The sequence below is a fragment of the Mangrovibacter sp. MFB070 genome, assembly GCF_000705335.1.
Classification (GTDB): Bacteria; Pseudomonadota; Gammaproteobacteria; order Enterobacterales; family Enterobacteriaceae; genus Mangrovibacter; species Mangrovibacter plantisponsor.
Genome location: NZ_JJMI01000035.1, coordinates 96,418 through 123,405 on the forward strand (window position 1 = coordinate 96,418; position 26,988 = coordinate 123,405).

Below are 26,988 nucleotides of genomic sequence, written 5' to 3' on the forward strand. Positions count from 1 at the left end.
ACGTTAGTATGGTGCGCACTGGCTGTCACACCGTGTATAACAACTCGCGCCATTTGCTGGCCGAGTGGCAGGCAGGGTTAAAACACCAGGCCACTGCCGGGAACAGCCTGCGTTCTTCGCAGGCTGAACTCAGCACCCCAGGCCCGCTGTTAGTGTTGTTTCTCTAATGCTTCCCACAAACCCAGCAGGTAAGTGACACCCAGCGCACGGTCATATAAGCCGTAGCCTGGCCGCCCGGTCTCACCCCAAATAAACCGGCCATGATCCGGGCGAATATAGCCATCGAACCCGTTGTCATACAGGGCTTTCACCACCTGGAACATATCCAGTGAACCGTATTGCGACGGGTGGGCGGATTCATAAAAATCTTTACCCTGAGTAATTTTGATATTACGCACATGGGCGAAGTGAATACGTTTACGGCGGGTAAATTCAGCCAGAATTGCGCACACATCATTTTCCGGGTCTTCGGCAATAGAGCCGGTGCACAGCGTAATCCCGTTGGCCGGTGAATCCACCGCATTGCATAGCCAGTCCAGGTCGTCGCGGTTTTTGATAATGCGCGGCAGGCCGAAAATTGAATAAGGCGGATCATCAGGGTGAATAGCCATCTTCACACCCACTTCCTCGCATACCGGAACCACGGCTTCCAGGAAGTAGACCAGGTTTTCACGCAGTTTGTTATCGTCAACATCCTGGTAACGGGCGAACAGTGTTTGTACCTGCGCCAGGCGTTCTGGCTCCCAACCCGGCAGAGCAAAACCATTGGCGTTATCCAGCACTTCACGCACCACTTCTTCCAGCGTTTTATCAATCCCTTTTTTCTCAAACGCCATGGTCAGTGAGCCATCAGGCAACACATACTGCATGTCCGTTTTCATCCAGTCGAACACCGGCATAAAGTTATAGCAAATCACTTTGACGCCAAACTTCGCCAGGTTACGAATGGTTTGCTGATAATTGGCAATCCACTGGTCACGCGAGGAACAGCCAATCTTGATATCATCATGAATATTTACGCTTTCAATGACTTCCATTGAAAGCCCTGCGGCGTGAGCCTGCTCTACCAGAGCGCGAATCTTCTCTTCCGGCCAGACTTCCCCGACCGGTACGTCATACAACGCACCGACCACACCTTCCACTCCTGGCACCTGGCGGAAATACTCCAGCGGGATTTTGTCCTGGTCTGGTCCAAACCAGCGCATCGTCATTTGCATAATTAGCGTCACCTGTTGTCTCTGTCATTGCCACCTACCATACTAGTTAATCATTAAATGTAATCTCCAAATCCATCAAACATTGACAAGCATCACAAAATTAAATCTTCTCATTACCTTTTTACGTTAAATTAACAATCAGAAAAAATAATATAACCACATGAATAATAGATATTAATTAAATAAATATTAGTTAAAAATCAGTAATCAACCACAGCATTCCCATTGCCAGTTAATTCAAAAATGTGAACCCGGTCAGCAAACAACCCTGATTAGACTTGTATGGTAGTAAGCACAAACCAATGAAACTAACCTGTATCAAAGGAAGCCGTACCATGAGAAGTGTTGTGATAGAAAGCCCTGACCGCCTGGTTATCGAACAACGCCCGTTACCGGAGCCTGCGGAAGGTGAAGTCCGGGTAAAAGTAGCGCTGGCCGGCATTTGTGGTTCTGATGTTCACATCTGGCACGGGCACAATCCGTTTGCAAAATACCCGCGGGTTATTGGGCACGAGTTTTTCGGGACTATTGATGCCACAGGCCCCGGCGTTGATCCGGCACGCCTGGGTGAGCGAGTTTCTGTCGACCCGGTAGTAAGCTGCGGCCATTGCTACCCGTGCTCTGTTGGGCGGCCTAACGTTTGCACGTCACTGCAAGTAATTGGTGTGCATTGTGATGGCGGGTTCAGTGATTATGCCTGCGTCCCCGCCAGGAATGCCTGGCACATCCCCGATGCCATCAGTGACCGCCACGCCACCATGGTGGAACCCTTTACTATTGCCGCCAATATTACGGCGCAACTCAAGCCCACACCGGACGACATCGCCCTGATTTACGGTGCCGGGCCTATGGGGTTAACAGTCATTCAGGCGCTGAAAGGCGTGTATGGCGTGAAACAGGTGATTGTGGCGGACCGCATTGCTGAGCGCCTGGTCATGGCAACCAACAATGGCGCAGACAAAGTGGTGGATAACAGCCACCAGTCACTGGAAGACATTCTGAATAAAGCGGGTATTCGCCCCACTCTGATTGTGGATGCCGCCTGCCATCCGTCGATTCTGCAACAGGCTATCAACCTCGCCTCACCTGCCGCACGTATCGGCATTATGGGTTTTTCCGGCGAACCCTGCACCATTACCCAACAAAGCCTGACGAGCAAAGAAATTTCGCTGTTTTCGTCACGGCTGAACAGCAACCGCTTCCCCGACGTAATCTCCTGGATGGCACAAGGCAAAGTCGACCCGGAGAAACTTATCACCCACTGTCTGCCCCTGGAGGAGGTTCAGGCCGCATTAACACTTTTCGCCACCGATCAGCGCACCTGCTGCAAGGTGCTGTTGCAAATGCATAACTAATTATGGCTGACTGGTAGTGCAGCCGCACTGCCAGGCTTCTTCTAAAAACCAGGCTTACAGATGTGAGATTATCATGATTAAAAACCTCCGCTGGGTCATCGTATTGCTGCTTTTCCTGGTCTATATGATTAACTATCTTGACCGGGTTGCCTTATCGATTACTGTTCCCATGATTGAAAAAGACCTGATGCTTAATGCTGAGCAGTTTGGTCTGATATTCGGTAGTTTCTTTTTTGGCTACGCGTTGTTTAACTTCGTTGGCGGGCTGGCCGTCGATAAATTTGGGCCCACCCTTGTGATGGGCAGCGCGGTAATTATGTGGTCGCTGTTTTGTGGTCTGACAGCGCTGGCAACCGGCTTCTATTCCTTGCTTATTCTGCGCGTACTGTTCGGCATGGCGGAAGGGCCTATCTGTGCTTCGGCCAATAAAATGATCAATGGCTGGTTTGGGCAAAAACAAGCTGCAACCGCCGTTGGCTTATTAAGTGCCGGTTCACCGTTAGGTGGCGCCGTTGCCGGGCCTATTATTGGCTACCTGGCATTAGGGTTTGGCTGGCGCCCGGCTTTTGTGATTATTTTTACCATTGGCATTGTCTGGGCGCTGGGCTGGTTCCTGATTGCGGCAGACTCCCCACTGCGCAGCAAACGTGCCACTGAGCAGGAAAAACAGGAAATTGCCTTGTTAAAAAGCCAGGAAACCCACCTGACGCCTGTTGATGGCAACACTGCACCGCCGTTAAGCCATTACCTGAAACAACCCATTATTCTGGTCACGGCGTTTGCTTTCTTCTGCTACAACTACATTCTGTTTTTCTTCCTGAGCTGGTTCCCGGCTTACCTGGTCCAGGCGCATAACCTGGATATTAAATCCATGAGCCTGACCACGATGATCCCCTGGATTGTCGGTTTCATTGGCCTGGCGCTGGGCGGCTATATCTCAGATAAAATATTTAACATCACTGGCAGGCTGTTGCTGTCGCGCAAAATTGTGTTAGTAGTTTGCCTGTTGATGGCCGCTATCTGTGTGGCGCTGGCCGGAACAGTGAGCAGTGTAGTGCCGGCTGTGGCGCTGATGTCGGTGTCGATATTCTTCCTCTATATTACCGGGGCAATTTACTGGGCAATTATTCAGGATGTAGTGCACCAGGCGCGCGTGGGTGGTGCCAGTGGGTTTATCCACCTGATCGGCAGTGTTTCTGGTATTGTCGGGCCCATAGTGACAGGCTATATCGTGCAAACCAGCGGCAAGTTTACCAGTGCATTTATTCTGGCAGGCACAGTAGCCGCGCTGGGCGCTTTACTGGTGTTACTGGTTATCCGCCCGCCACGCCATGAAGCGGCATCGCCTGCGCAGGCATAATAATTACCCGGGGGGGATACCTCGCCCCCGGGCTTATTTATCCGGCAGCTTCACTCATTGTTGGCGGCCTGCGGGCCACCAACATCACGCTAACCCGCCAGTCAGTGTAACAACCCAGGCTGAATCAGCAGCGCCCTGAGTCAGTGCATTGCACCAGGCCAGTTCACTTGCTGTGTGCCCCGGAGGTACATTTCTTCTGCGAGCCTCCCTCTTCCTCCGGGTAGCGAGACGGCCAAATATCCTGCGGCCGGACCCCAAGCGCATCCGCAATCAGGCGCTCACCCTTTGGCCAGCGCCGGATAACTGCGTTTGCCAGTGTCGACGATGACAACCCGGCGGCGCGCGAGACAGCCGCCATGGAGGTTCCTTTTTTACGTAAACCGGCAATAATATCTGCCGGATGCCAGTCTTGTTTGTCCATATCTGGAATTCCTTCTTAAACCTGTGTTTGTTAAGCGCTTCGCAAGCGGTAACGCCTGCCGCATATCACTTTCGGCTTCCCGAACACCACCAGCTCTCATCATTGCTGATTCAGGCAACCGGATATCACCAGCGTTCGCCGGGCCGACCAAAATACCGCACCAAAGAAAACACCTGGCCGATAGTTTTCAGCCCGGGTTGGTGCCAACCACCACCACGCCACCGCGCAATGGTATTCGTAAAACCTGCAAACTATTGACCTGTATTCACCCCTTGGGGCGGCGGCGTTGCTTCCTCCTTGGTTAGTGATGACCAGGGCATGTTTTTTGCATTATTTACCATGGATTAACATTGGAGTTACATACCATGGCAAACCCTGAACAATTTCTGCCGTTCCAGCCTGCGCTGCAAAATTCGCATCAGCTGAAGAATTACCAACAACAGATGCAGAACTGCCGGGGGATATCCCATTTTTATTCATTTACCACGGACGATAACCTGAATAATGCACTGGTCATTCCGGATAATTGTATTGATATTTTATTTGACTGCAATACACACCAACCAACGGCTCGTGTATATGGTACAGTTTCTCGTTACAAGCCCGTCGAACTTATTTCCGGCCACCGTTATTTCGGTATCCGGTTTATGCCGGGCATAATGCCAGACTATATTGACCTAATACCAGAAGATATGCCAGACCATGAATATAATTTTTTAGATATTATTCCCGGAGCCGCATCAGTAATTGAAGATATCGCGTTACGAGAAAACTTTACGCAACAAATTAAAGTGTTCAATGAAAGCATGGCAAATAAAGCACTACGCCAGTCATCGCAAATAACACAATACTTAATAACCGAAGTAATGCGTAATAATGGCAATATAAAAATTGGCGAACTGGAAAAAGATATTGGTTATTCAAGCCGTAACATCTACCGCATCTTCCTGAATGACACAGGTGTCAGCCTGAAGTTATTCAGCCGTTTCCTGCGTATGCAAATCGCCATCAACATGATTCGCCACCCAGGCAAACCATCCCTGACCGATATCGCAACTGAATTAGGGTTCAGTGATCAGTCTCATTTCATAAAAGATTTCAAAACTCTGACAGGTGTCAGCCCGCGTAAAATGAAAGCCCAACTCAGCCAGCCTGCTGTGTGCCTGAGCCAGGCCTGATGCCAAAAACACTAAACCACGCAACGTTGCCCCTGCGTGGTTTAGTGTTATGGCGAATTAAGCCCTTATGGTATTCAGGCCCAGGCGCGTTTTTTGCGTTTTAACTTATGCTTAGACCACATATACCCCAGCGGGATAACCAGCGCTATCAGCACAGGGATGATATCCACAGCGCTGGAGTCACTGCCGGTCAGCACTGTCAGGTTATTCATCACCAACAACACCGTTGCTCCCATCGTCAGTAATGATGCCACCGGAATGTACAGTGTATTGAGGCGGCTTTCCTGGTGCTGTGGCTGGCGGCGGAAGTAGAGGATAACCGCCAGCGAAACCCCGGCCTGCAACAGCAAAATGCACAAGGTGGCAATGGCTGAACCGAATGAAAAGACAGCAAGAATAGGATCAAGCCCGGCGGCACCAATACCAATAATCAGTAGCAACATAATCACACTGTGCGCATGGCAGGCATTGTGCGGGGTGCCATTTTGCTCATGGACTGCGCACAACTCCTGCCAAATCAGCCCGTCGCGCGCCACACTGAAAATGTAACGCGAAATATTGTTATGGAAGGCCAGCGCCGCCGCAAACAGGCTGGTAATTAACAGAACATTCATCACATCCACTGACCACTGGCCAAGATACTGCCGGGCAATAGTGAACACAAAATTGCCCGGGTCCTTAGCGGCAACAGCTTTAATCTCACTGGCCGGGTAAACCTGAGACAGGCACCATGCAGAGAAGCAGAAAAAGAGGGCGATCACCACCAGAGCAATCAGCGTCGCTCGCGGTATGGTTTTTCTTGGCTCCCGGCACTCTTCGCCATAAATCGCGGTTGATTCAAAGCCAATAAACGAGGCAATCGCGAACACAAATGCTATTCCCAGGTTGCCGTCAAGAAACACCGATGGGCTAAAGGCAGCAAAAGAGAGCGGCTGGCGGGTCTGAACCAGTACCGCGCCGTCCAGCGCCAGTGTTATGGCAATTTCACACAACATCAGCACGCCCAGTAATTTTCCCCCGACTTCAATTTTACGCACACTCATTACCCATACCAGTAATAAGGAAAGCGCGCTCAGGATCCACCAGGGAATATCAAGGTGAAAATGTGCCTGTACAAACAGGCTGAGAAAGAAACCCGCCATTGCCACTACCGCCAGTTGCACACAAATATAAGCAAACAAAGCAATAAATGAGGCCGACGAGCCAATATTTTCACCCATCCCTGCCGCAATATAGGCATAAAATGCACCGGTGTTATTCACGTAACGGCTCATCGTAATATACCCGACAGAAAACAGCCCAAGGATAATACTTGCCGCAATATACGTTGTTGCCATCCCTGCACCATTGCCGGATAAAATAGCAATCGGCAACCCGCCCACGATACCTGTTAATGGTGAGGCTGCCGCCACCACAAAAAACACCAGTGCAAACACACCCAGTGTATTTTTCCTCAACCCCTGAACTTCGGTTTCGTTATTCATAATTCACCTTACACGATGATGTAATAATGCAGGCATCCACTGAACTCCGGTTTCAGGCATCAATATGCTGATATCTTGTTACCGGTTGTCTTATATGGGACGATAATTTTAATTTTTCACACTCGCCAAAAAGAAAATAGAAAAATTCAGACAACCACACCGTGCAGCACCTGCGCAGCAGCGGTGCATATCTTTAACAAAATGCTGTGAAAATGTTATTCCAGCCTGTTATGCCCGTTAGTGCATCAGGCAGCAAAGCGGCTGAACTGATATGGCGCCGGGTCCACCACCGGTGTGGTATTGCTGATTAAATCTGCGGCCAGTTGCCCTGCTGCCGGAGAGGTGCCAAAACCATGCCCGGAAAACCCCGTTGCCACAGTCAGCCCCGGCAGTTGCGACACCGGGCCAATGACCGGGTTGGAATCGGGTGTGACATCAATCATCCCGGCCCACGACCAGGCAACCTGCACATGACGAAACGCCGGCCAGGCCGCACTCAGGTTAGCCAGCGCATCCTGGTTTAACTGGTGGTTTACCGGCGGGTCCATAGTGCGTATTTGCTCAAAAGGCGAAAGCTGGTTACTGCGCCAGCGCCGCTTCAGCGCCAGGTCATGGAAGAAATGCCGCCCCAGCGAAATGCGCAGGTTACCGCGGGCAGCACGTAATTGAGGTAAATAACGGTGCCCGAGTAATAAGTGATCCAGGCTTAACGGTGCGTCCAGCGCCCCACGCTGGGTAATCACAAACCCACCATCCTGGTGGCGGCGGAATGAAAAATCTGGCGCGCCAACAGCGATATCCGTCGGGCCATCCATAGGTTTGGTGCGTAACACGGAACAAATTAATGGCAGGGTTGGTAAAGCGATGCCGTGATTTCCCAGGAAGCGGCGCGACCACAGCCCCCCGGCCAGTAGCACCTGGTCACACTGAACTTCCCCTTGTTCCGTAACCACCCCGCTCACTTTGCCTGCTGATGTGGCAAGCGCACGCACGGCACAGTTTTCAACAATCACCACACCTTTCGCTATTGCGGCTTTTGCTATCGCGCTGGCGGCAAGTGTTGGTTCGGCCCGGCCATCAGATGGGGTATACACGCCACCGGCCCATTTCCCCACACCACCGGGCACATGGTCGCTAATTTGCCGGGCACTGAGTAACTGGCTGTCCAGCCCAAGGTGCGCAACAGATGCCAGCCACTGTTCATGCTGGGCCAGTTGTGCCTCATTGCGGGCAATAAACATGATTCCGGCCTGGCGGTATCCCACATCACTACCAACCCTTGCAGACATTTGCGCCCACAGCTTATCTGCTGCGCGGGCCAGAGGCACATCCTCAGCCAGGCGGCTGGTTTTACGTACCCACCCCAGGTTGCGTGAAGACTGCTCTGCTGCCAGCAGGCCTTTTTCAATCACCACCACCGGGATCTGGCGCTCTGCCAGCGTTAATGCGGCACACAGACCGACAATTCCGCCACCAATTACTACCACAGTGGTTTTTTCCGGCAAACGGGTTGCGGTTTGCACCGGCGTTACGGGTGGAACCATAATGTACCTCTTGTTTATCATTCAGGTTGCGCGGGTTAATCCGCTAAATGCAGCCGGTTCGGCTGCGTTCCCGTAACAGTTTCAGCGTAAGGCCGGGGTTTCCCACAAGTTCAGGCTCACACCAATCCCTTTTTTTACTGCGTTGCGGTACACCACCGTGCCCCAGGCAACATCTTCAACCGGCATCCCGCCTACCGACATAATGATAATTTCCTCATCGTTCTGGCGACCAGGTGCATCACCAGCCACAATACGGCCAATATCTTCCAGTTGGTCTGCCGCCATTTGCCCCTGCGCCACCATATCCATAAAACGCACGCCAATAACCGGAATATAGTGATGGGCAGGTTTGGGGGCTTCTTCAAACCAGGCCTGGTACAAGCCGGTGTTATCCAGCACCTTGCGTACATCGGCCTGTTCCATGCCTTCGTCAAGGCGGCAGGCTGCGGGCATGGCTAAAAACGCACCAGGTTTAACCCACTCCCGTTTCACCACCGGATAGGTTGCCGGGTCGCCCACTTCGCAGGAACTGCAATAGGTGACAATATCCGCGCCCCGCACCACGTCCTCCAGGCTGTCGACCACCTCAATGGTGGTAATTTGTGGCCAGGTTTCCGTTACCCAGGTAATAAAGTTATCCAGGCTGTGGCGCCCACGGCCTTTCACTTTGATGGTATGAACACTCGGGCATACAGCAAGGAATGCGGCTACAGCAGTTTTTCCCATCACACCCGGGCCAAGCAGCCCAATCACTTCGGCATCTTTGCGCGCCAGGTGGCGGGCTCCCACCCCAGGGACCGCCCCGGTGCGGTAAGCTGAAAGCAGGTTTGCCGACATATGCGCCAAAGGGGCACCCGTATCAGCGTCACTGAGGGTGAACATCAAAATAGACCGGGGCAGGCCTTTTTCCCGGTTAGCGATATTTGAGCCATACCATTTCACCCCGGCGGTACCAAACTGGCCGCCCAGATAAGCGGGCATCGCCATTAACCGGCGGTCTGCCGTAGGTTTTGGCATGGAAGGGAAAGGTGAATGTTCAGGGAATGTCACCATGGCACCGTGCGAATCGTTATTGGCGCCTGCCATCCGGTAATCACCGTGGTACAACAGGCCAAACATGTCTTCCATGGTATCCACACAGGCAGCCATATCGGTAACCCCGGCGCGAATCATGTCCTGTTCACAAAGGTAGAGAAAATCAATGCGCGTATTTTCAGCCATAGTCCTGTTCCTTGTTTGCGATGGTTTGTTGTTATTCGCTGTTGCGATGTCTTACTGTTCCGCCAGCCATTTGCCAGGCAAAGCATTAGCGGTTTCAGGCATCATTCACGAGCAGTAAACAGAAAAATAGAAAAAATCGGACAACGAAAAACAGCGCGGACAGGCACCACGAAAATAGCTGTAAATTATTATTAGTGACACGAAGGCATTCAGGGGACAAGGAAATTCCAATAAAAACATAATATAAAGCACAGCAATAACATTATTCCTCTTGCGATTTGTCACCTTTCCTTTTGGGTACCACTTGAAGACGGGTTAACGCGAACTATGCTAAAAAACAGTTGGTTATTTTCCACATATGGGTAGCGGAAATTAAAATAACAACCCCACTCGTTTTATACGAAAACAGCCAGCCTGCGTAATCACCAATCGGTATTTCTTTGACTATTCACTCTGTGCAGCAAATACCGCGTGCCAGAGGTAAAAGGATCTTTTATGCCTCATGCCCGTTGCTGGTTATTTTTAATATTCGTGTTTGGCGTTTTTCACCCGGCATACAGCGCAGAGCCGCGCCAGTCGCCATTACCGGAAGAAAAAGCTCGCACGCTGATGGTGTTACACCAACCCGTTGTTATGCTCCAGGCCAAAATTGGTTATTCCACACCTGAAGAGCGGGTACGCCGGATACAGTCAGCATTACGCAATTTAAGTGATGAAGATGTTCGCCACCCCGTAGAAGTAAAGGCGATACGCCGGTATAACCAGGATTGCCGCCTGTTTACGATTAATGGTAAGCCCTTTATGTTACTGGCAGACCAGGACCTGGATGAAGGCGATGATTTGTCACTCGACCAGGCCACGTTACTGGTGCAAAAACGCCTGAACAGCCTGCGCCTGGCGCTGATTCAGCAGTATTCCCCTCACTATTTGTTACTGTCCACCCTTAAAGGCATTGGTGGGCTGGCAATACTTATCTTATTAAACCGCCTGAGTTTTTCTGCCTGGCGCTGGACCAAACGCTATTTTGACAGCCGGATACTGCAACAAAAAGGCATTATCCCCCATGCATGGCGCGGCTTGCTGGGCAACATTGAAGCCCGGGTAGTGGGCACACTGCTCACATTGCTGGGTGTGGCGCTGTTTTATATTTGGCTAAGCTGGTTGTTCCGCTTATTCCCCTATACCCGCCTGTGGGGGGAATCACTGGGTGCGTATTCAGTCAATGTGCTGGAGCAAATCGGCCTGGCCATTATCACTGCCATGCCCGGGCTGGTAATTGTTGCCATTATCGTATTAATCACTGTTTTTATTCTGAAACTGTTGCGCATTCTGCTCCACCAGGTGGAAACCGAAAAATTACACCTGCCGGGCATTCACCCTGAAACAGTCAGCGCCACCCGGAAACTCATCTCAGTGGCTATTTGGTTGTTTGCCCTGTCTGCCGCCTACCCGTTTTTACCCGGTGCGAATTCATTAGCGTTTAAAGGCGTGAGCGTGTTTTTTGGGTTACTCCTGACCCTGGGCTCAGCCGGTGTAATGAACCATGCAATGAGCGGGCTGGTGCTGATTTATTCCCGGGCATTACGCCGTGGCGATATGATTCGTATTGGTGAAAACGAAGGCACTGTCAGTGAAATTGGCATGCTGGCAACCAAAATTCTTACCCGGGAAAGCTACATAGTGACTGTGCCCAATGCCGTGGCAGTGAGCGGTAAAATCACTAATTTAAGCGCGTTCCGCCGTGATGCCGGGATAACAATCACCACCGCAGTTACTATCGGTTACGACACGCCCTGGCGGCAGGTGCATGCCTTACTGGAGCTGGCTGCGAGCCAGACTCCGGGTATCAACCAGTCTGTTGCGCCTGTTGTACGCCAGTTGAACCTGAAAGACTGGTATGTCGAGTACGAGCTCCAGGTTGCGCTGGAAAAAGGTGCCGTAATGCCCGCGGTAAAAAGTGTTCTGCACGCCCAAATTCAGGACGTATTCAACACCTTTGGGGTACAAATTATGTCGCCCAACTTTATTGCTCAACCCGAAACACCGGTGGTGGTACTCCCCGAGCACTGGCATAACGCGCCAGCACGCCCTGCAGATGAAAACAGCAGCCCGGTGAACCCGGAAATAACCTGAGCAGGCAATAGTTATTAGTAATTAATTAGTTATTAAGCCGTGGTAACGTATTAACCGGCATTATGGAAACGGGCACTAAAATAGCGGAAGCACTCAAATGCGGGGATAAAATAAATAAGCAAACATTATCCCCCGATTTCCTTGAAATTTTTACCGCCTGAACTAACTTTACATTGCTTGGTACAGTAAAAACATCAAGTGGCTATTTTATAAATTCAACAAGTAAGGGAGTTTATGATGATGGGCATTACACAAAAAATTGTTATCGCTGCACTCGCTGCCTTTACGTTTAGCGCTTACTCTGCGGAAATGATGAAAAAAGTCGACTTTGAAAAAGTCGCAGACCAGTATACCAAAGTAGGGACTATCTCCAGTGCGGGTGAAACATCCCCAATGGACGCCAAAGAAGAGTTATCGAAAAAAGCCGATGATCTGGGCGGCTCGGTTTATGTTCTGACCTCCGGCCAGACAGAAAACAAAATCCACGTAACAGCCGATGTCTATAAGAAAAAATAAGCATCTGGCGGCTTAATATAATGGTATGAATACCGTCAAGAAAGAAGGGAAACCACTGTTTTCCTTCTTTCTGTTTTATAACCAAAGCCAAAGCTAACGGCTGCAGCGAACCACCGCCCCTCCTCTCCTGGCACACCCTATCAACATTACGTAACGCCCGGTAACAACTGTGGATTAATCATGGAACTTGTCGTTGTCTGATTGAGTCTGGTGGTTCACGCCCATACTATGCCATTAAGGATATACCCGCTGTGTCCGTGCCTTGCCAGGTTTTGGCAAGGTGAATGACAGGGTATAGCGCACGGTGCCCGCAGCACAGGGCGCACCGTATTGACAAAGGCAGGTGTACATGAAAAAGATTTCTTTAATAATGCTGTTTACCGCAGCACTAAGCAGCCTGGCTCCGCTGGCTCAGGCTCACCCGGGTCCTGGCCCCGGCCCGGATTTTGGCCATGGCCCGGCACCGTTTTTTCACCCCGGGCACCGGGTGAATATCCTGCCGGATATTGCCACTGCACTCTTGATTGGCGGGCTGACTTACTATGTGGCTAACGGTATTTACTACCAACGCCAGAATGACCACTATGTTGTGGTAGAGCCACCGGCCACCACAGTAGTGGAAGCACCGTCATCAGGTGCACTCCACCCGCTTGATTTTAATGGCCGCCGTTATTATGTCAGTGACGGCCACTATTACGAGCGTGATGTGGATGGCCGTTATATAGAAGTACCTCGCCCGGCAGGCCTGTAACCGCCAGGGCTCAGGTAATTACCGGCTGCGCGCCAGCGCAGCCAGAATAGTGCGTTCAGAAATATTCAGGTAGGTTTCAAGGGTGGCCGCCGCGTTACCGTTCTCACCCGCTTTCAGCAACAAAATTATCCCCGCGTTTTTCTCCACATAGGGTGAATGCAGCATCTCTTTATCTGCCAGTTGACCAAAGGCCAGGCGTAATTCGGCAGAAATATGCTGGTACAGCCGCATCAGGCGCTCACTGTCTGAAAGTGCGACAATGGCCGCATGGAATTGCATATTCGCGGTACCCACTTCCCCCCAGTCTTCCTCCCGCAAAGCGCGACGCGCATCATCAACGGCACGCTCCATCATGGTAATCGCCGGGTGGTATGGGTAAGCATTACGCAATGCATCACATTCAATCAACCGCCGGATGCGGTAAATATCTATGATATCGGCATCTGTGGGTACCGCCACACACACACCCCGGTTTGGCTGGTAACGCAACAGCCCTTCCTGAGTAAGCAAACGAAAAACTTCACGCAACGTGTTACGGGAAATATCCAACTGGCTGGTTAATTCCCTTTCCGAGAGGCGGGCACCAGGCAGTAACTCTCCGGCAATAATTTTCTGACGTAATGCCTGAGCAATCATTTCACTCAGTACAGGCTCTGCAGGTTCTCTCATCTGCCTCTCACCAACGGGGGACAAGCGGCAATATTCCCATAATCCAACAGGAGCAGCAACTTGCCCTCACCCCTTCCCGGCATTATTGCTGGCATAGCCGCGCACAACGCACCAGCCCGGTGCATGCAGTGCGTCATTGCTGTGCACCGCTGTTTTGCGTGTTACCTCACTCTTTTAAAACTACGCATTAACAAATATTTTACATTCGTATTTTTTCCACTATGGTCAATATTGTTCAACAATTTATTTTTAATTGATGAACAATAAAATAATTTTAACCCAACAATGGAATGATTTTTGCTTAACAACATGACATCCCCCCGACTGGAGTGCATGCAATGGCAGTTGATAACATCAATCAGCATAAAAGCTTTGTTCAAAACCGGCGTTCATCTCTTCTCGCCGCCATATTTCTGATGGCGACCTCCGCCATTGGCCCGGGTTTCATTACCCAAACCGCCACCTTCACCGCCACCCTGGGTGCGGCATTCGCGTTCGGTATTCTGGCTTCTATCCTGATTGACTTTGTCGTACAGCAAAATATCTGGCGCGTGGTTACCCTGACACAAATGAATGCAGCAGAGGTAGCAAACCGGGCAATCCCGGGCAGTGGCTACCTGCTGGCTGTGTTGGTTATCTTTGGTGGGCTGGTGTTCAACATTGGCAACATCGCGGGTGCCGGTTTAGGGCTGAATGCCTTGTTTGGCCTGAGCCCTAAACTGGGTGGGCTTATCAGCGCAGGTATTGCGATTTATATTTTTGCTTCACGCCGTGCCGGTGTGGCGCTTGACCGCATGCTTATTGTGCTGGGAGTTGTCATGATAGTGCTGACACTCTATGTGGCACTGGTTTCACACCCGCCATTGGGCATGGCACTGCGTGAAACCGTGTTCCCCAGCAATATTAACTTTGCGGCAATCACCACTATTGTTGGCGGTACTGTTGGGGGTTACATCAGTTATGCGGGTGCTCACCGCCTGCTGGATAAGGGCATCAGCGGCAAAGAACACATCAAAGAAGTTTCTTCGGCGGCCAACCGCGGGATTATTGTGGTCGGCATCATGCGTTATGTGCTGTTTCTGGCTATTTTTGGCGTGGTTGCCAGTGGTGTCACCATTGATCTCTCCAGCCACAATGCGAACCCGGCTTCTCAGGCATTCCTGGCCGCAGCCGGTAATGTGGGCCTGCGTATTTTCGGTATTGTATTGTGGGCCGCCGCACTTTCCAGCGTGGTAGGTGCCGCATGGACATCCGTTTCTTTTATTTCCGTTTTCCGCCCGGGGATTACTGAGCGCCAGAGCAATATCGCCACTCTGGTATTTATTGCATTCACTCTGGTTGTGTATCTGTGCCTGGGTACAGCCCCCGCAGCTCTGCTGGTGTTTGCTGGCGGGTTCAATGGCCTGGTGCTTCCCCTGGGGTTAACTTTATTCCTGTGGGTTGGCTGGCGCCGGGCAGACCTGATGGACGGTTACCGTTACCCACGCTGGTTGCTATGGCTGGGGCTGATAACCTGCATCATGACCTGGTATATGGCCATCATGTCGGTTTCCACTATTTTTAATTTCCTGAAAATTGCATAAGGCTGCCTATGAACACCATTGATATTAACAGCGATCTTGGCGAAAGCTTTGGTCAGTGGCATATGGGTGATGACGCACGCATGCTGACTGTGGTGAGTAGCGCAAACATTGCCTGTGGCTTCCATGCTGGTGACCCGGCAGGGATGCGGGCCACACTCAAAGCCGCCGCAGCCAACCAGGTGTGTTGTGGCGCTCATGTGGGTTACCCGGATTTACAGGGCTTTGGCCGCCGGGAAATGAACATGGCAGATGACGACCTGACTGCCAGCGTAATTTACCAGATTGGCGCACTGGCGGGCCTCGCCCGTGCAGCAGGCACCAGAGTGAGTTATGTCAAACCCCACGGGGCGTTATACAACACAATTGCACACGACAGGCGCCAGGGCATGGCAGTCATTAATGCGATTAAAGACTATGACGCCCGTTTACCACTGGTGGTGCTTGCCGGTTCTCCCCTGGCACAGCTTGCCCGCGAGCAGGGATTGCAGGTTGTGGCTGAAGCCTTTGCCGACCGGGCCTACCACCAGGACGGCACGCTGGTTTCACGCCGGGAAGCCGGTGCTGTGCTGCACGATACACAGGCCATTGCCAGCCGTATGGTGCAACTGGTGCGCGAAGGCGGTGTGGTGTCAGTTGAAGGTGTGTTCACGCCCATCTCTGCCCAAAGTATCTGCGTGCATGGTGATTCTCCGGGTGCCGTAGAGATGGCAATAAAAGTGCGGGCTGCACTGGAGCAGGAAGGTATCAAAATTGCGCCTTTTTGCCCGGGAGAGCAGCAATGAACATTCATTACCCTGCTACACCACAAGCACTGGAAGAAGCGGCACAGGCTCGCCTGCGTATTCGTAAGGGTTACGACAAACCCACCGCCGGGATGGCGCCAGGCATGACCCAGGCGAATATGATAGCCCTGCCACGCGACTGGGCATTTGATTTTCTGCTCTACGCGCAGCGCAACCCACAAAGTTGCCCGGTGCTTGATGTCCTCGAAGCCGGGCAATGCCACACCATGCTGGCAGCCGGAAGCCGTGTGGATACGGACATACCGCGTTACCGGGTATGGCGTAATGGTGAACTGGCAGAAGAAGTGACCGATGCCCGGGAAATCTGGCAAAGCCACCCGGACCTGGTCACTTTTTTGATTGGCTGCAGCTTCACATTCGAAACACCACTGATGCAGGCAGGCATTGATGTCCGCCATATCAGCGAAGGTTGCAATGTGCCGATGTACCGGACCAATCGCCCCTGCCGTGAAGCTGGCAGGCTGAAAGGCGAACTGGTGGTCTCCATGCGGCCGGTTCCGGCTCATCAGGTTGCTGATGCCGTCACTATTACTGCCCGCTACCCGGCCGTCCATGGCGCACCAGTACATATTGGTGAACCGCAGGCGCTGGGTATTCAGGACATCAGCAAACCAGACTTTGGCGACCCGGTGACACTCCGCCCGGGAGAAGTACCGGTGTTCTGGGCCTGTGGTGTTACCCCGCAGGCAGCAGTGATGGCATCACGGGTGCCATTTGCTGTAAGCCATGCCCCTGGCCACATGTTTATCACCGATATTCCGGACGCCGCCTGGCAACAATAATAAGGATGTAACGTGCGATTTTTACCTTGCAGCCTGTCCAGTTTTTTAGTGGAGCTGGGCACTCTGGATGACACGCTGGCTTTGTTCGCCGCCTTGCAGGCTGCGCCATTGCCAGGAGTGGAAGAGATCATTCCTGCAGCCCGTACCCTGCTTATCCATTTTGACCCAACGCTCACCCAGAGCCACCAGTTATCTGCTGCCATTCGCCAGCTCGACGGGCAGGCGCAAGCTCAGCGCGCAGGCAAAGTAGTCAACATCCCCGTTCAGTATACTGGTGATGATTTGGCCGGGATGGCGGAATACCTCGGGTTAAGTGTTGAGGCACTCATTCAGCGCCACACCGGCTCTTTGTGGCAGGTGGCCTTTTGTGGCTTTGCTCCAGGCTTTGCTTACCTTGTTTCTCGCGAAGCCGGTATCCAGGTTCCCCGCCGCGCCAGCCCCCGCACCCGTATTCCGGCGGGTTCTGTTGGGCTTGCCGGGGAATTCAGCGGTATTTACCCCCACGCAAGCCCCGGTGGCTGGCAATTAATTGGCCGCACCACAGAAACACTGTTTGCTCTGGACAGGCAGCCGCCCGCGTTATTGCAACCCGGCATGCAAGTACAATTTGTTGATGCCACGCGCGCCCCGGTCTGTGTGCCGGTGGTAAAACCACAGCCCTTGCAACAATCAGCTTCCGGTAGCGCGGTGATGTCAGTGATATCACCAGGTTTACAAACCCTGTTTCAGGATGCCGGGCGCGCAGGCCAGGCAAGCATGGGGATATCCCCTTCGGGCGCACTTGACCAGGCCGCCTGGCGGCGCGCCAACTGGCTGGTTGGCAACCCAGGCCACCTGCCCGCACTGGAAATTACTGCCGGTGGGTTCAGCGCCCGTATTTGTGCCCCAATGGTCGTTGCGCTAACAGGCGCGCCCTGCCCGATCATGGTCACCCGTGCAGACGGCGCACATTTTACCGCCAGCACAGAAGCGCCACTGGCACTCGAAGCAGGCGACCAGTTACGCCTGGGAGCGCCAGCACGCGGCGTGCGCAGTTACCTGGCACGCCGTGGCGGCTGGGACGTTACGCCACAACTGGGCAGTGCCTCGCGCGACACGCTGGCACAAGTTGGCCCGGAACCATTACAGGCTGGGGTTAAATTGTACGCAGGCACCACGCCGCCACACAGTGCGGTACAGCCTGCTGTCATCGGCCTGCCTTCATTACCGGCACCCGGCGAGACAATCACGCTGGATATCATCCCCGGGCCACGCTGCGACTGGTTCAACGACGAAGCGCTGAACCGGCTCACCAGCCAGTGCTGGCAAGTCACGCCACAATCTAACCGCATTGGCCTGCGGTTACAGGGCGAGTTACCGCTTACCCGCAGTGACAACCGCGAATTGCCCAGTGAAGGCACTTGCATTGGTGCCATCCAGGTTCCGGCGAACGGGCAACCGGTTCTGTTTCTGGCCGACCACCCATTAACCGGTGGTTACCCGGTGATTGGTGCTGTCGCCCACTACCACCTTGATATTGCGGGCCAACTCCCGCCCAACTGCCAGATTCGCTTTCGGGCCATTCGCCCTTTTACTGTTTTTGAGGAGTATAAATAATGAGCGCTGTTGCTACCGTTCCCCCACACAAAGTGCTCGTCGCGAACCGGGGCGAAATTGCGGTTCGCATTATCCGGGCCTGCCATGAATACGGTTTTGCCAGTGTCGCGGTCTATGCTGACCCGGATGCCGACAGCCTGCATTGCCGCCTGGCTGGTGAAGCCTGGGCATTACCCGGGTGCAGCCCGGCAGAAACTTACCTGAATATCGAACAATTGATCGACGTTGCCCGCCGCAGTGAAGCCACAATGGTGCACCCGGGTTACGGCTTTTTGTCTGAGCGGGCTGAATTCGCCCGTGCCGTGGAAGCCGCCGGGCTTATCTGGATTGGCCCACGCCCGGAAACCATCGAGCAATTGGGTGATAAAGTTCAGGCGCGGAAAATTGCCATGGCGGTTGGTGCACCGCTGGTTAAAGGTACGCCAGACCCGGTTTCTTGTGCGGAGGATGTTATCCGCTTTGCCGATGAACACGGTCTGCCCGTTGCCATCAAGGCCGCCTTTGGTGGTGGTGGGCGCGGGTTGAAAGTGGCCTGGTTTCGGGCGGAAATCGCCACACTTTACCAGTCAGCCGTCAGTGAAGCGCTGACAGCCTTCGGGCGCGGTGAGTGTTATGTTGAACAGTATCTCGACCGCCCGCGCCATATTGAAGCGCAGGTTATCGCCGACGAACAGGGCCACGTAGTCGTGGTGGGTACCCGCGACTGCTCTTTGCAACGCCGCAACCAAAAACTGGTAGAAGAGGCCCCGGCGCCTTTTCTCAGTGCCGAAATCGAAGCACAAATTGCCAGTGCCGCACAGTCCATTTGCCAGCGTGCCGGTTACCGCAGCGCAGGCACGGTAGAGTTTTTGCTGGGTGCCAATGGTGTGTTGTCGTTTCTTGAAGTCAATACCCGTTTGCAGGTTGAACACCCGGTAACTGAAGAAACCAGCGGCCTGGATCTGGTCAAAGAACAGTTGCGTGTTGCCCAGGGGTTACCACTGAGTATCACCACGCCACCGGTGCCGCGTGGCCACGCCATTGAACTGCGGATTAATGCAGAAGACCCGGCGAAAGGTTTTCTCCCGGTGCCGGGTACGATTACCCGCTTTGATCTGCCAGGAGGGCCTGGGGTACGCGTGGACAGTGGTGTCACCCAGGGAGACACTATTTCTGGCTTCTATGATTCACTGATGGCGAAACTGGTTATTTGGGCACCAGACCGCGACCAGGCGCTGGCGCGCGCGCACCAGGCAGTCAAAGCCTTTCGCATCGAAGGAGTGGCATCGGTGCTGCCTTTCCATGAAGCGGTACTTCATTCCCCGGATTTTACCGAAAGCTTTAGTGTCCATACGCGCTGGATTGAGACTGATTTTTCTGCTGAGCTTGCTGAACAGGTGCGCCCGTTCCCCCCAGGCAACGCCCCGCTACAACGTTGCTGGATTGAAATTGACGGGCGCCGCCATCAACTGGCTCTCCCGGCCAGTTTCCAGGCTGCCCCCGGTAGTGCTGTTCCGGCAAGCCCGGCTGAAACACCCCAGGCATTACAGGTTGCCGGTGCAGTAACTGCGCCCATCTCCGGCATTGTGCAGCGCTGGCTTAAAACTTCCGGCGAAGCAGTCAGTGAAGGCGAGACTCTGGCAGTAATGGAAGCAATGAAGATGGAAGTGCCGGTACTTGCTGCCCGCAGCGGAGTGCTGTCAATCCAGATTGCTGCCGGAGAAAGCTGCCAGCAGGATAGCGTACTGGGTAAAGTTACGCCCTGACCCAGGCGTTAACAGTTTATGGTTACAGCCACGCATTTGCGCCCTTCCCGGCAAAAGTGCGTGGTAGCACGCATTACTGGTACGTTGCCTGTCGTTGTAAACATGTGGTTGCTGTTTTCCCCCGGGCCATAGTGCTTATTAAGTTAATTACCTGAATTAACCACCGCAATAAATGTATATTTTATTTCACGCACAGTTAATTCCTTCAGGGATTTAAATAACCCCAAAGTAGCACAAATAAATAAAAACTGCCGGATGTTACACCGGCAGATAATCTGCGGACACAGAAAGAAAACCATGATTAGCCAACAATAAACCAGGCTAACAAAGGGTAATAATAACGGAACCAATAATACTCCCACACCATACGTAAATATTATCAATCTGTGCGTCAGCGCCCAATTTGAAATAGTTCCACATTATTTTTATCAATGTGTGCGAACATTCCAAATGATTGTTTACTTAACCTGACACAGAATGATAAATCTGTGTCTGCGAAATAATCGCTCTGCACAATTCGTGTTATTTTCTGATTCTTTTGTAATCAGCGGATATGTGCAATCCGGATATATATAACAGCAGAAAATACAGTCATGAATAGTGCTAACACCGCTATCCTTGCGCCTGCTTTTATCGAAACCGGGGAAAAATACATCAAATAAAACAGTGGCAATAATCAGAGGGTTAAATATGAAACGTAAGGTTCTGGGCGTACTGCTCACCAGCCTGATTGCAGCTCAAGCGGCACATGCAGCTGAAATTTATAATAAAGACGGCAACAAACTGGACCTGGATGGTTTCGTTGAAGGCATGCGTTATATCTCTAATGACGATTCGCAAGATGGCGACCAGAGCTATATGCGCCTTGGCATTAAAGGTGAAACCCAAATTAATGACCAACTGACTGGTTATGGCCGTTGGCAGATGCAGGCAAATGCCAATACTTCTGAAGACCAGCACGACCAGATGTTTACGCGTTTCGCATTCGCTGGTTTGAAATTTGGCGATTACGGCTCTCTGGATTACGGCCGTAATGAAGGCGTACTGTACGATACTCTGTCTTACACCGACATGCAGCCAGAGTTCGATGGCATGACCTATAACTCTGATCAGTTTATGTTCCACCGTGGTAATGGCCTGCTGACCTACCGTAATAGCGACTTCTTCGGTCTGGTTGATGGCCTGAACTTTGCCATGCAGTACCAGGGTAAAAATGGTGGCGCTGGCGAACCGGGTGCCCGTGATGTGTTGCGCCAGAATGGTGATGGTTACGGTATGTCCCTGAGCTATGACATTGGCGCAGGTGTCAGCGTGGCGGGTTCATTCTTCTCTTCTGACCGTACTATCGACCAGAACAATGCAGCAGTAATGGGTAACGGCGACCGTGCAGAAGCCTATGCAGCAGCCCTGAAATATGAAGCCAATGGCGCTTACCTGGCCGTTATGTACACCCAGGCTTACAATGCATCCCGCTTCGGTTCTTCCGATGACGATGTTTACGGTTATGCTAACAAATCCCAGATCTTTGAAGCCTACGCGGGTTACACCTTCGACTTCGGCTTAACCCCATTCGTTGCCTATAACCAGACTCGTGCCTCTAAACTGGGCGCATCTACTGGCACCAATGGCGTTTCTTATGGCAAACAGGATCTGATCAAGTTTGTTGACCTGGGCGCAAGCTATGCATTCAACAAAAACATGAATGCGTTTGTTGACTACAAAATCAACATGATTGACGACAGCGATTTCTCCCGTGCTGCCGGTGTCAGCACCAGCGATGTTGTTGCAATGGGCGTGGTTTACCAGTTCTAAGCAACATACCGCGTAACGTTATCTCCCTTAGTTGGGAAACTTTTGCCTCCTGCTCCAGGAGGCATTTTTATGCCCGTGAATTAATGCACCCCGCTTAATTAATACATATCCTTCATGCAATCTGGCTATTTTATTTCCATATGCAGTAAATAAAATTCTCACCACATGTTAAGCCGTGCTGTTTAACTTTTCTGCCCTGCCAGGAAAATACAGGTGCAGCGGTTTAACTGTTTTTGGCAATATTGCAGCTGCATCAGTGCTCATAACTTCAACCAGGCAAGCAGGCATCATGGGTCTTGTTCCCGGCCGTACCCCAGCAATTGTTGATTCCAGGCAAAACTTAAATACAGCAATACACAGTCAAAATAATAAATCACTTTTCGCAAAAAAACGTTGCCCCGCCGGATAGCGGAACAACGTTTTCTAAAGGCACTGTTTTCAGGTAATCAGTTATGCCTGCCAGCAGAACAGCAGGCTCCAGGGCTTATATACCTTCATCGTCGTCATCAACCGGGCGGGTACCGTTAAACCGCCGGCGTACAATCACAAAGAAAACGGGCACAAAGAAGATAGCCAGTACCGTTGCGGTTATCATCCCGCCAATAACCCCGGTCCCTACGGCATTCTGCGCACCAGACCCGGCACCATTACTGATAGCAAGGGGAAGCACACCAAGAATAAAGGCCAGTGAGGTCATCAGGATTGGGCGTAAACGCATGCGTGATGCTTCGATGGTTGCCTCAAGTAACGACTTGCCTTCTTTTTCAATCAGGTCTTTGGCAAATTCCACAATCAGGATGGCGTTTTTCGCCGACAACCCAATAGTGGTTAACAAGCCCACCACAAAGTAGACGTCATTATTAAGACCGCGCATTGTGGTTGCCAGCAACGCACCCACCACGCCAAGGGGAACCACCAGCATAACCGAGAACGGAATCGACCAGCTTTCATACAACGCTGCAAGGCACAGGAAAACCACAATCAGTGACAATGCATACAGCGCCGGTGCCTGGTCCCCGGTCATTTTTTCCTGGTAAGACATCCCGGTCCAGCGGTAGCCAATACCCTGTGGCAATTGTTGCGCCAGTTGTTCCATCATTGCCATCGCTTCACCAGAACTCCGCCCTGCAGCTGGCTGCCCCAGAATTTCCACTGAAGACAACCCGTTGTAACGCTCCAGGCGCGGCGAACCGTAAATCCATTTAGCCGAAGAGAAACTGGCAAAGGGCACCATTTCGCCATTGCTGGCGCGCACATACCAGTCATTCAGGTCATCCGGCATCATGCGGAAATGCGAGTCGCTCATGACGTAAACACGCTTAACCCTGCCGCCATCAACAAAATCGTTCACGTAGCTGCCGCCCCAGGCGGTAGACAAGGTGGTATTGATGTCCGAGAGTGATAACCCCAACGCCCGGGCTTTTTCCTGGTCGATGGTCACTTTATATTGCGGTGTATCATTCAGGCCATTGGGCCGCACAGCACTTAATACATCCGGGTGTTGCGCCGCCATACTCAGGAGCTGGTCACGCGCCGCCATCAGCGCTTCGTGCCCTAAGCCGGCCTGGTCTGTCAGCTCAAAGTCAAACCCGGTAGCATTCCCCAGCGCAATAATGGCTGGCAGGTTAAACGCCACCACATTGCCATCCAGAATTTTGGAGAACGCCGCATTAGCCCGTGCAACCATCGCCGCAACGTGGTTTTCTGTACCTTCGCGCAGTGACCAGTCTTTCAGGCCGATAAACGCAATCCCAATGTTCTGACCACGGCCGGCAAAACCATAACCGCCAACAGTCAGTACAGTACGGACATTTTTACTCTCATCACTGAGGTAGTAATCCGTTACGTTTTCAAGCACCTTCTGGGTACGCTGCTGAGTGGCACCGGCAGGCAGAATCACCTGAGTCGCAATAACGCCCTGGTCTTCGTCGGGCAGGAATGCGGTAGGCAGGCGCATAAACAGTACGCACATTCCGCCAACAATAAACAGATAGACCACAATATAGCGCCCGGTGGCAGACAGCATGTTGCTGACAGTCACTGTATAGCGGTTAGCGCTGCGGTCGAACTGGCGGTTAAACCAGCCAAAAAAGCCTTTATGTTCAACATGCCCGCCTTTGGCAGGTTTTAGCAATGTTGCACACAATGCGGGCGTCAGAATCAATGCCACCAGCACGGACAGCACCATGGCAGACACAATGGTAATGGAGAACTGCCGGTAGATAACCCCGGTCGAACCGCCAAAAAACGCCATCGGTACAAACACGGCAGATAACACCAGTGCCACACCCACCAGCGCACCCTGAATTTGCCCCATCGATTTACGCGTTGCGGCTCTGGGCGACAGGCCTTCTTCGGCCATTACACGCTCGACGTTTTCCACCACCACAATGGCGTCATCCACCAGCAAACCTATTGCCAGTACCATCCCGAACATGGTCAGGGTGTTGATACTGAACCCACACGCCGCCAGCACACCAAATGTCCCCAGCAATACCACCGGTACGGCGATAGTAGGGATCAGTGTCGCTCGCAGGTTCTGCAGGAACAGGAACATCACCAGGAACACCAGCACAATGGCTTCAAACAGGGTTTTAACCACTTCATGAATGGAGATCTGGATAAACGGCGTGGTATCCCACGGGTAAATCACGTCCATGCCCGCCGGGAAATAAGGCTTCAGGGTATTCAGCTCATCACGCACGGCTTTTGCGGTATCCAGCGCATTTGCCCCGGTTGCCAGTTGGATCCCCAGGGCAGAAGCCGGTTTACCGTTAATCCGCACAATGTACTGGTAATCTTCCCCGCCACGCTCAATGCGCGCCACATCTTTCAGGCGTACCTGAGAACCATCGCTGTTCACTTTCAGCAGGATATTGCCAAACTCCTCCGGTGAGGTCAGGCGGGTTTGCGCAATAATAGAAGCGTTAAGCTGCTGGTCTTTATCTGGCGGTGTGCCACCTAACTGCCCGGCGGCAATCTGGGTATTCTGGGTTTCCAGTTCACTGACAACATCAACAGGCGTCAGTTGGAAGCTATTGAGCTTTTCCGGATTCAACCAGATACGCATCGCATATTGCGAACCAAACAATGTGGTATCACCCACACCATCAATACGGCTTATCGGGTCTTTGATATGCGACCCCACATAGTCGGAAATATCCTGCTGGGTCATGTTGCCGTTGTTATTGGTAAAACCAACAACCATCATGAACGTACTGGAAGATTTGCGTACCGAAATCCCTTGTTGCTGAACTTCAGCAGGCAATAACGGCATAGCCAGTTGCAGTTTATTTTGTACCTGAACCTGTGCGATATCCGGATCGGTGCCGTTTTTGAACGACAGAGTCAGTTGCAACACCCCGGAAGAGTCACTGTTGGAGGACATATAAATCAGCCCATCCAGCCCGTTCATGTTCTGTTCAATAACCTGAGTAACAGAGTTCTGCAGTGTGGTGGCATCGGCTCCTGGGTAAGTGGCACGGATTTGTACTGCTGGCGGCGCTACATCCGGGTACTGCTCAACAGGCAGGCTCAGAATCGAGATCCCTCCTGCCAGCATAATGATGATAGCCAGCACCCAGGCAAAAATGGGGCGGTTAATAAAGAATTTAGACATGAGTGATTTCCCTGATTACTCCTGGTTTGCCTGGCTGGAGGTATCAACAGGCTGAGGTTTCACCAACACGCCCGGGCGGAGTTTTTGTACTCCCGAAACCACCACGGTTTCGCCCGCCTTCAGGCCACTTGATACCAGCCAGTTGTCTCCCAGCGCCTGCTCAACATCGACCTGGCGAGTTTCGGCTTTGTTCTGGTTATCCACTACCCAGACAGATGCATCGCCACGCGGTGTATGGGTGACCGCTTCTTGCGGCACCAGCAATGCATCCGGGCGAATACCTTCATCAACCCGGCCTTTAACAAACATGCCGGGCAACAGGCTGTGTTGCGGGTTCAAAATTGTGGCGCGTAGCGTGATGGCTCCCGTGGTTTCATCCACCGTGACATCAGAGAAATCAAGCTGACCATGCAGGGATTGTGGGTGGCCATCCACCAGCACATCGACCGCGGCTTTACCCTGCCCGGGAACGACCTGCCCACTGGCATTTGCCTGGCGCAGTGCCAGGAACGCATTACTGGGCTGGGTCATATCCAGGTACACCCGGTCAATTTGCGAAATGGTCGCCAGTGCATCACTTTGCCCGTCCTGAACCAGCGTGCCTTCGGTAAACAGAGACCGGCCAATACGGCCAGAAACCGGGGCGGTAACTTTGGTTCGTTCAAGGTTAATTTGCGCACTCTTCACTGCAGCCTGAGCCGCAACGACGCTGGCGTCATCTTGCTGCGCCGTGGCGCTTGCCTGGTCATATTCCTGGCGGCTGACATACCGGGCACCCAATAATTTCTGGTAGCGGCTGAGCGTAATGTGTGAAATCCGGGCCTGTGCGCGAGCCTGCGCAAGGCTCCCTTGCGCCTGGTTCAGCGCCGCTTCATAGGGCGCCGGGTCAATCTGGTACAACACATCTCCGGCTCTGACATCACTGCCCTGAGTGAAGAATCGTTTCAGCACAATGCCAGAAACCTGCGGGCGTACCTCTGCGGTGCGGTAAGCCACTATCCTGCCGGGTAAAGTGGTAGTAACAGGCATGGTTGAAGCACTTAACCGGGTAACCCCAACATCAACTGCCTGCGCCTGAGGTTCTCCTGGCTGCTGCCCGTCGCAAGCCACCAACAAGACAGTGGTAGCAAGTAAACTTAACGCAAAAGCAGGCCTGGGAAAATTCACCCCATATCTCTTCATGGTCATCCTCAATGTGA

General features: G+C 52.4%; 21 protein-coding genes. 13 read left to right on the forward strand and 8 right to left on the reverse strand.

Annotated elements, in window-relative coordinates; all coding sequences use genetic code 11:
• Positions 1-32: 32 nt before the first annotated feature.
• Entirely contained in the window at positions 33-167 is a 135-nt protein-coding gene (locus tag DT73_RS26945) for a hypothetical protein (RefSeq protein WP_255358363.1), read from the forward strand.
• Here DT73_RS26945 and uxuA read toward each other — a convergent pair.
• Positions 150-1,217 carry a mannonate dehydratase gene (gene uxuA / locus DT73_RS17345; protein WP_036112212.1) on the reverse strand — a complete coding sequence of 356 codons (1,068 nt, stop codon included), beginning with the start codon at positions 1,215-1,217 and terminating at the stop codon, positions 150-152. The two genes, DT73_RS26945 and uxuA, sit on opposite strands and share 18 nt — an antisense overlap.
• A gap of 335 nt (positions 1,218-1,552) precedes the next feature.
• On the opposite strand from uxuA, the gene DT73_RS17350 reads away from it, so the two are divergent.
• Both DT73_RS17350 and DT73_RS17355 read left to right on the forward strand, forming a co-directional pair.
• Positions 1,553-2,572 carry a Zn-dependent oxidoreductase gene (locus DT73_RS17350; protein WP_036112215.1) on the forward strand — a complete coding sequence of 340 codons (1,020 nt, stop codon included), beginning with the start codon at positions 1,553-1,555 and terminating at the stop codon, positions 2,570-2,572.
• 73 nt (positions 2,573-2,645) lie between these two features.
• Entirely contained in the window at positions 2,646-3,932 is a 1,287-nt protein-coding gene (locus DT73_RS17355) for an MFS transporter (RefSeq protein WP_036112564.1), read from the forward strand.
• A 163-nt stretch (positions 3,933-4,095) separates the two neighbouring features.
• Here the strand turns inward: DT73_RS17355 and DT73_RS17360 are convergent, their stop codons facing one another.
• A complete protein-coding gene (locus tag DT73_RS17360; RefSeq protein ID WP_036112217.1) occupies positions 4,096-4,353 on the reverse strand; it encodes a helix-turn-helix transcriptional regulator in 258 nt (85 codons plus the stop codon).
• Between the two features lie 365 nt (positions 4,354-4,718).
• Between DT73_RS17360 and DT73_RS17365 the strand changes: the two genes are divergently transcribed.
• Positions 4,719-5,531 (forward strand): AraC family transcriptional regulator, encoded by an 813-nt coding sequence (locus tag DT73_RS17365; protein ID WP_051691438.1) that lies wholly within the window; start codon positions 4,719-4,721, stop codon positions 5,529-5,531.
• Positions 5,532-5,605: 74 nt separating this feature from the next.
• Here the strand turns inward: DT73_RS17365 and DT73_RS17370 are convergent, their stop codons facing one another.
• The 3 genes from DT73_RS17370 to DT73_RS17380 form a co-directional block, all read right to left on the reverse strand.
• Positions 5,606-7,015: an APC family permease gene (locus tag DT73_RS17370; RefSeq protein ID WP_036112220.1), complete on the reverse strand. Its 1,410-nt coding sequence runs from the start codon at positions 7,013-7,015 to the stop codon at positions 5,606-5,608.
• Between the two features lie 245 nt (positions 7,016-7,260).
• Positions 7,261-8,559, reverse strand: coding sequence for an FAD-binding oxidoreductase (locus tag DT73_RS17375; protein WP_036112223.1), 1,299 nt, complete (start codon positions 8,557-8,559; stop codon positions 7,261-7,263).
• Between the two features lie 81 nt (positions 8,560-8,640).
• A complete protein-coding gene (locus DT73_RS17380; RefSeq protein WP_036112227.1) occupies positions 8,641-9,780 on the reverse strand; it encodes a tyramine oxidase subunit B in 1,140 nt (379 codons plus the stop codon).
• Between the two features lie 495 nt (positions 9,781-10,275).
• On the opposite strand from DT73_RS17380, the gene DT73_RS17385 reads away from it, so the two are divergent.
• From DT73_RS17385 to DT73_RS17395, 3 genes are all read left to right on the forward strand, one after another.
• Positions 10,276-11,913: a mechanosensitive ion channel family protein gene (locus DT73_RS17385; RefSeq protein WP_036112230.1), complete on the forward strand. Its 1,638-nt coding sequence runs from the start codon at positions 10,276-10,278 to the stop codon at positions 11,911-11,913.
• A 240-nt stretch (positions 11,914-12,153) separates the two neighbouring features.
• Positions 12,154-12,429, forward strand: a complete 276-nt coding sequence (yahO, locus tag DT73_RS17390) for a DUF1471 family periplasmic protein YahO (RefSeq protein WP_036112570.1) — start codon at positions 12,154-12,156, stop codon at positions 12,427-12,429.
• Positions 12,430-12,778: 349 nt separating this feature from the next.
• Positions 12,779-13,180 carry a DUF6515 family protein gene (locus DT73_RS17395; protein WP_036112233.1) on the forward strand — a complete coding sequence of 134 codons (402 nt, stop codon included), beginning with the start codon at positions 12,779-12,781 and terminating at the stop codon, positions 13,178-13,180.
• A gap of 18 nt (positions 13,181-13,198) precedes the next feature.
• Here the strand turns inward: DT73_RS17395 and DT73_RS17400 are convergent, their stop codons facing one another.
• The gene (locus DT73_RS17400) at positions 13,199-13,849 is read right to left on the reverse strand and encodes a GntR family transcriptional regulator (RefSeq protein ID WP_036112236.1); all 651 of its coding nucleotides are present in this window, start codon (positions 13,847-13,849) and stop codon (positions 13,199-13,201) included.
• A 338-nt stretch (positions 13,850-14,187) separates the two neighbouring features.
• On the opposite strand from DT73_RS17400, the gene DT73_RS17405 reads away from it, so the two are divergent.
• From DT73_RS17405 to ompC, 6 genes are all read left to right on the forward strand, one after another.
• Positions 14,188-15,432 carry an NRAMP family divalent metal transporter gene (locus DT73_RS17405; protein ID WP_036112240.1) on the forward strand — a complete coding sequence of 415 codons (1,245 nt, stop codon included), beginning with the start codon at positions 14,188-14,190 and terminating at the stop codon, positions 15,430-15,432.
• 8 nt (positions 15,433-15,440) lie between these two features.
• Positions 15,441-16,214 (forward strand): LamB/YcsF family protein, encoded by a 774-nt coding sequence (locus tag DT73_RS17410; protein ID WP_036112243.1) that lies wholly within the window; start codon positions 15,441-15,443, stop codon positions 16,212-16,214.
• Entirely contained in the window at positions 16,211-17,017 is an 807-nt protein-coding gene (locus DT73_RS17415) for a putative hydro-lyase (protein ID WP_036112245.1), read from the forward strand. Before DT73_RS17410 ends, DT73_RS17415 begins: the two co-directional genes overlap by 4 nt.
• 12 nt (positions 17,018-17,029) lie before the next feature.
• On the forward strand, positions 17,030-18,613 hold the full coding sequence (locus DT73_RS17420; RefSeq protein ID WP_036112248.1) for an urea amidolyase family protein: 1,584 nt from the start codon (positions 17,030-17,032) through the stop codon (positions 18,611-18,613).
• Complete coding sequence (locus DT73_RS17425; protein WP_036112251.1) at positions 18,613-20,358, forward strand: biotin carboxylase N-terminal domain-containing protein; 1,746 nt, start codon at positions 18,613-18,615, stop codon at positions 20,356-20,358. Before DT73_RS17420 ends, DT73_RS17425 begins: the two co-directional genes overlap by 1 nt.
• A gap of 690 nt (positions 20,359-21,048) precedes the next feature.
• Positions 21,049-22,170 (forward strand): porin OmpC, encoded by a 1,122-nt coding sequence (gene ompC, locus DT73_RS17430; RefSeq protein ID WP_036112254.1) that lies wholly within the window; start codon positions 21,049-21,051, stop codon positions 22,168-22,170.
• Positions 22,171-22,654: 484 nt separating this feature from the next.
• Here ompC and DT73_RS17435 read toward each other — a convergent pair whose 3' ends face one another.
• Entirely contained in the window at positions 22,655-25,789 is a 3,135-nt protein-coding gene (locus DT73_RS17435; protein ID WP_036112257.1) for an efflux RND transporter permease subunit, read from the reverse strand.
• A gap of 15 nt (positions 25,790-25,804) precedes the next feature.
• Positions 25,805-26,971 (reverse strand): efflux RND transporter periplasmic adaptor subunit, encoded by a 1,167-nt coding sequence (locus DT73_RS17440; protein WP_051691439.1) that lies wholly within the window; start codon positions 26,969-26,971, stop codon positions 25,805-25,807.
• Positions 26,972-26,988: the final 17 nt, after the last annotated feature.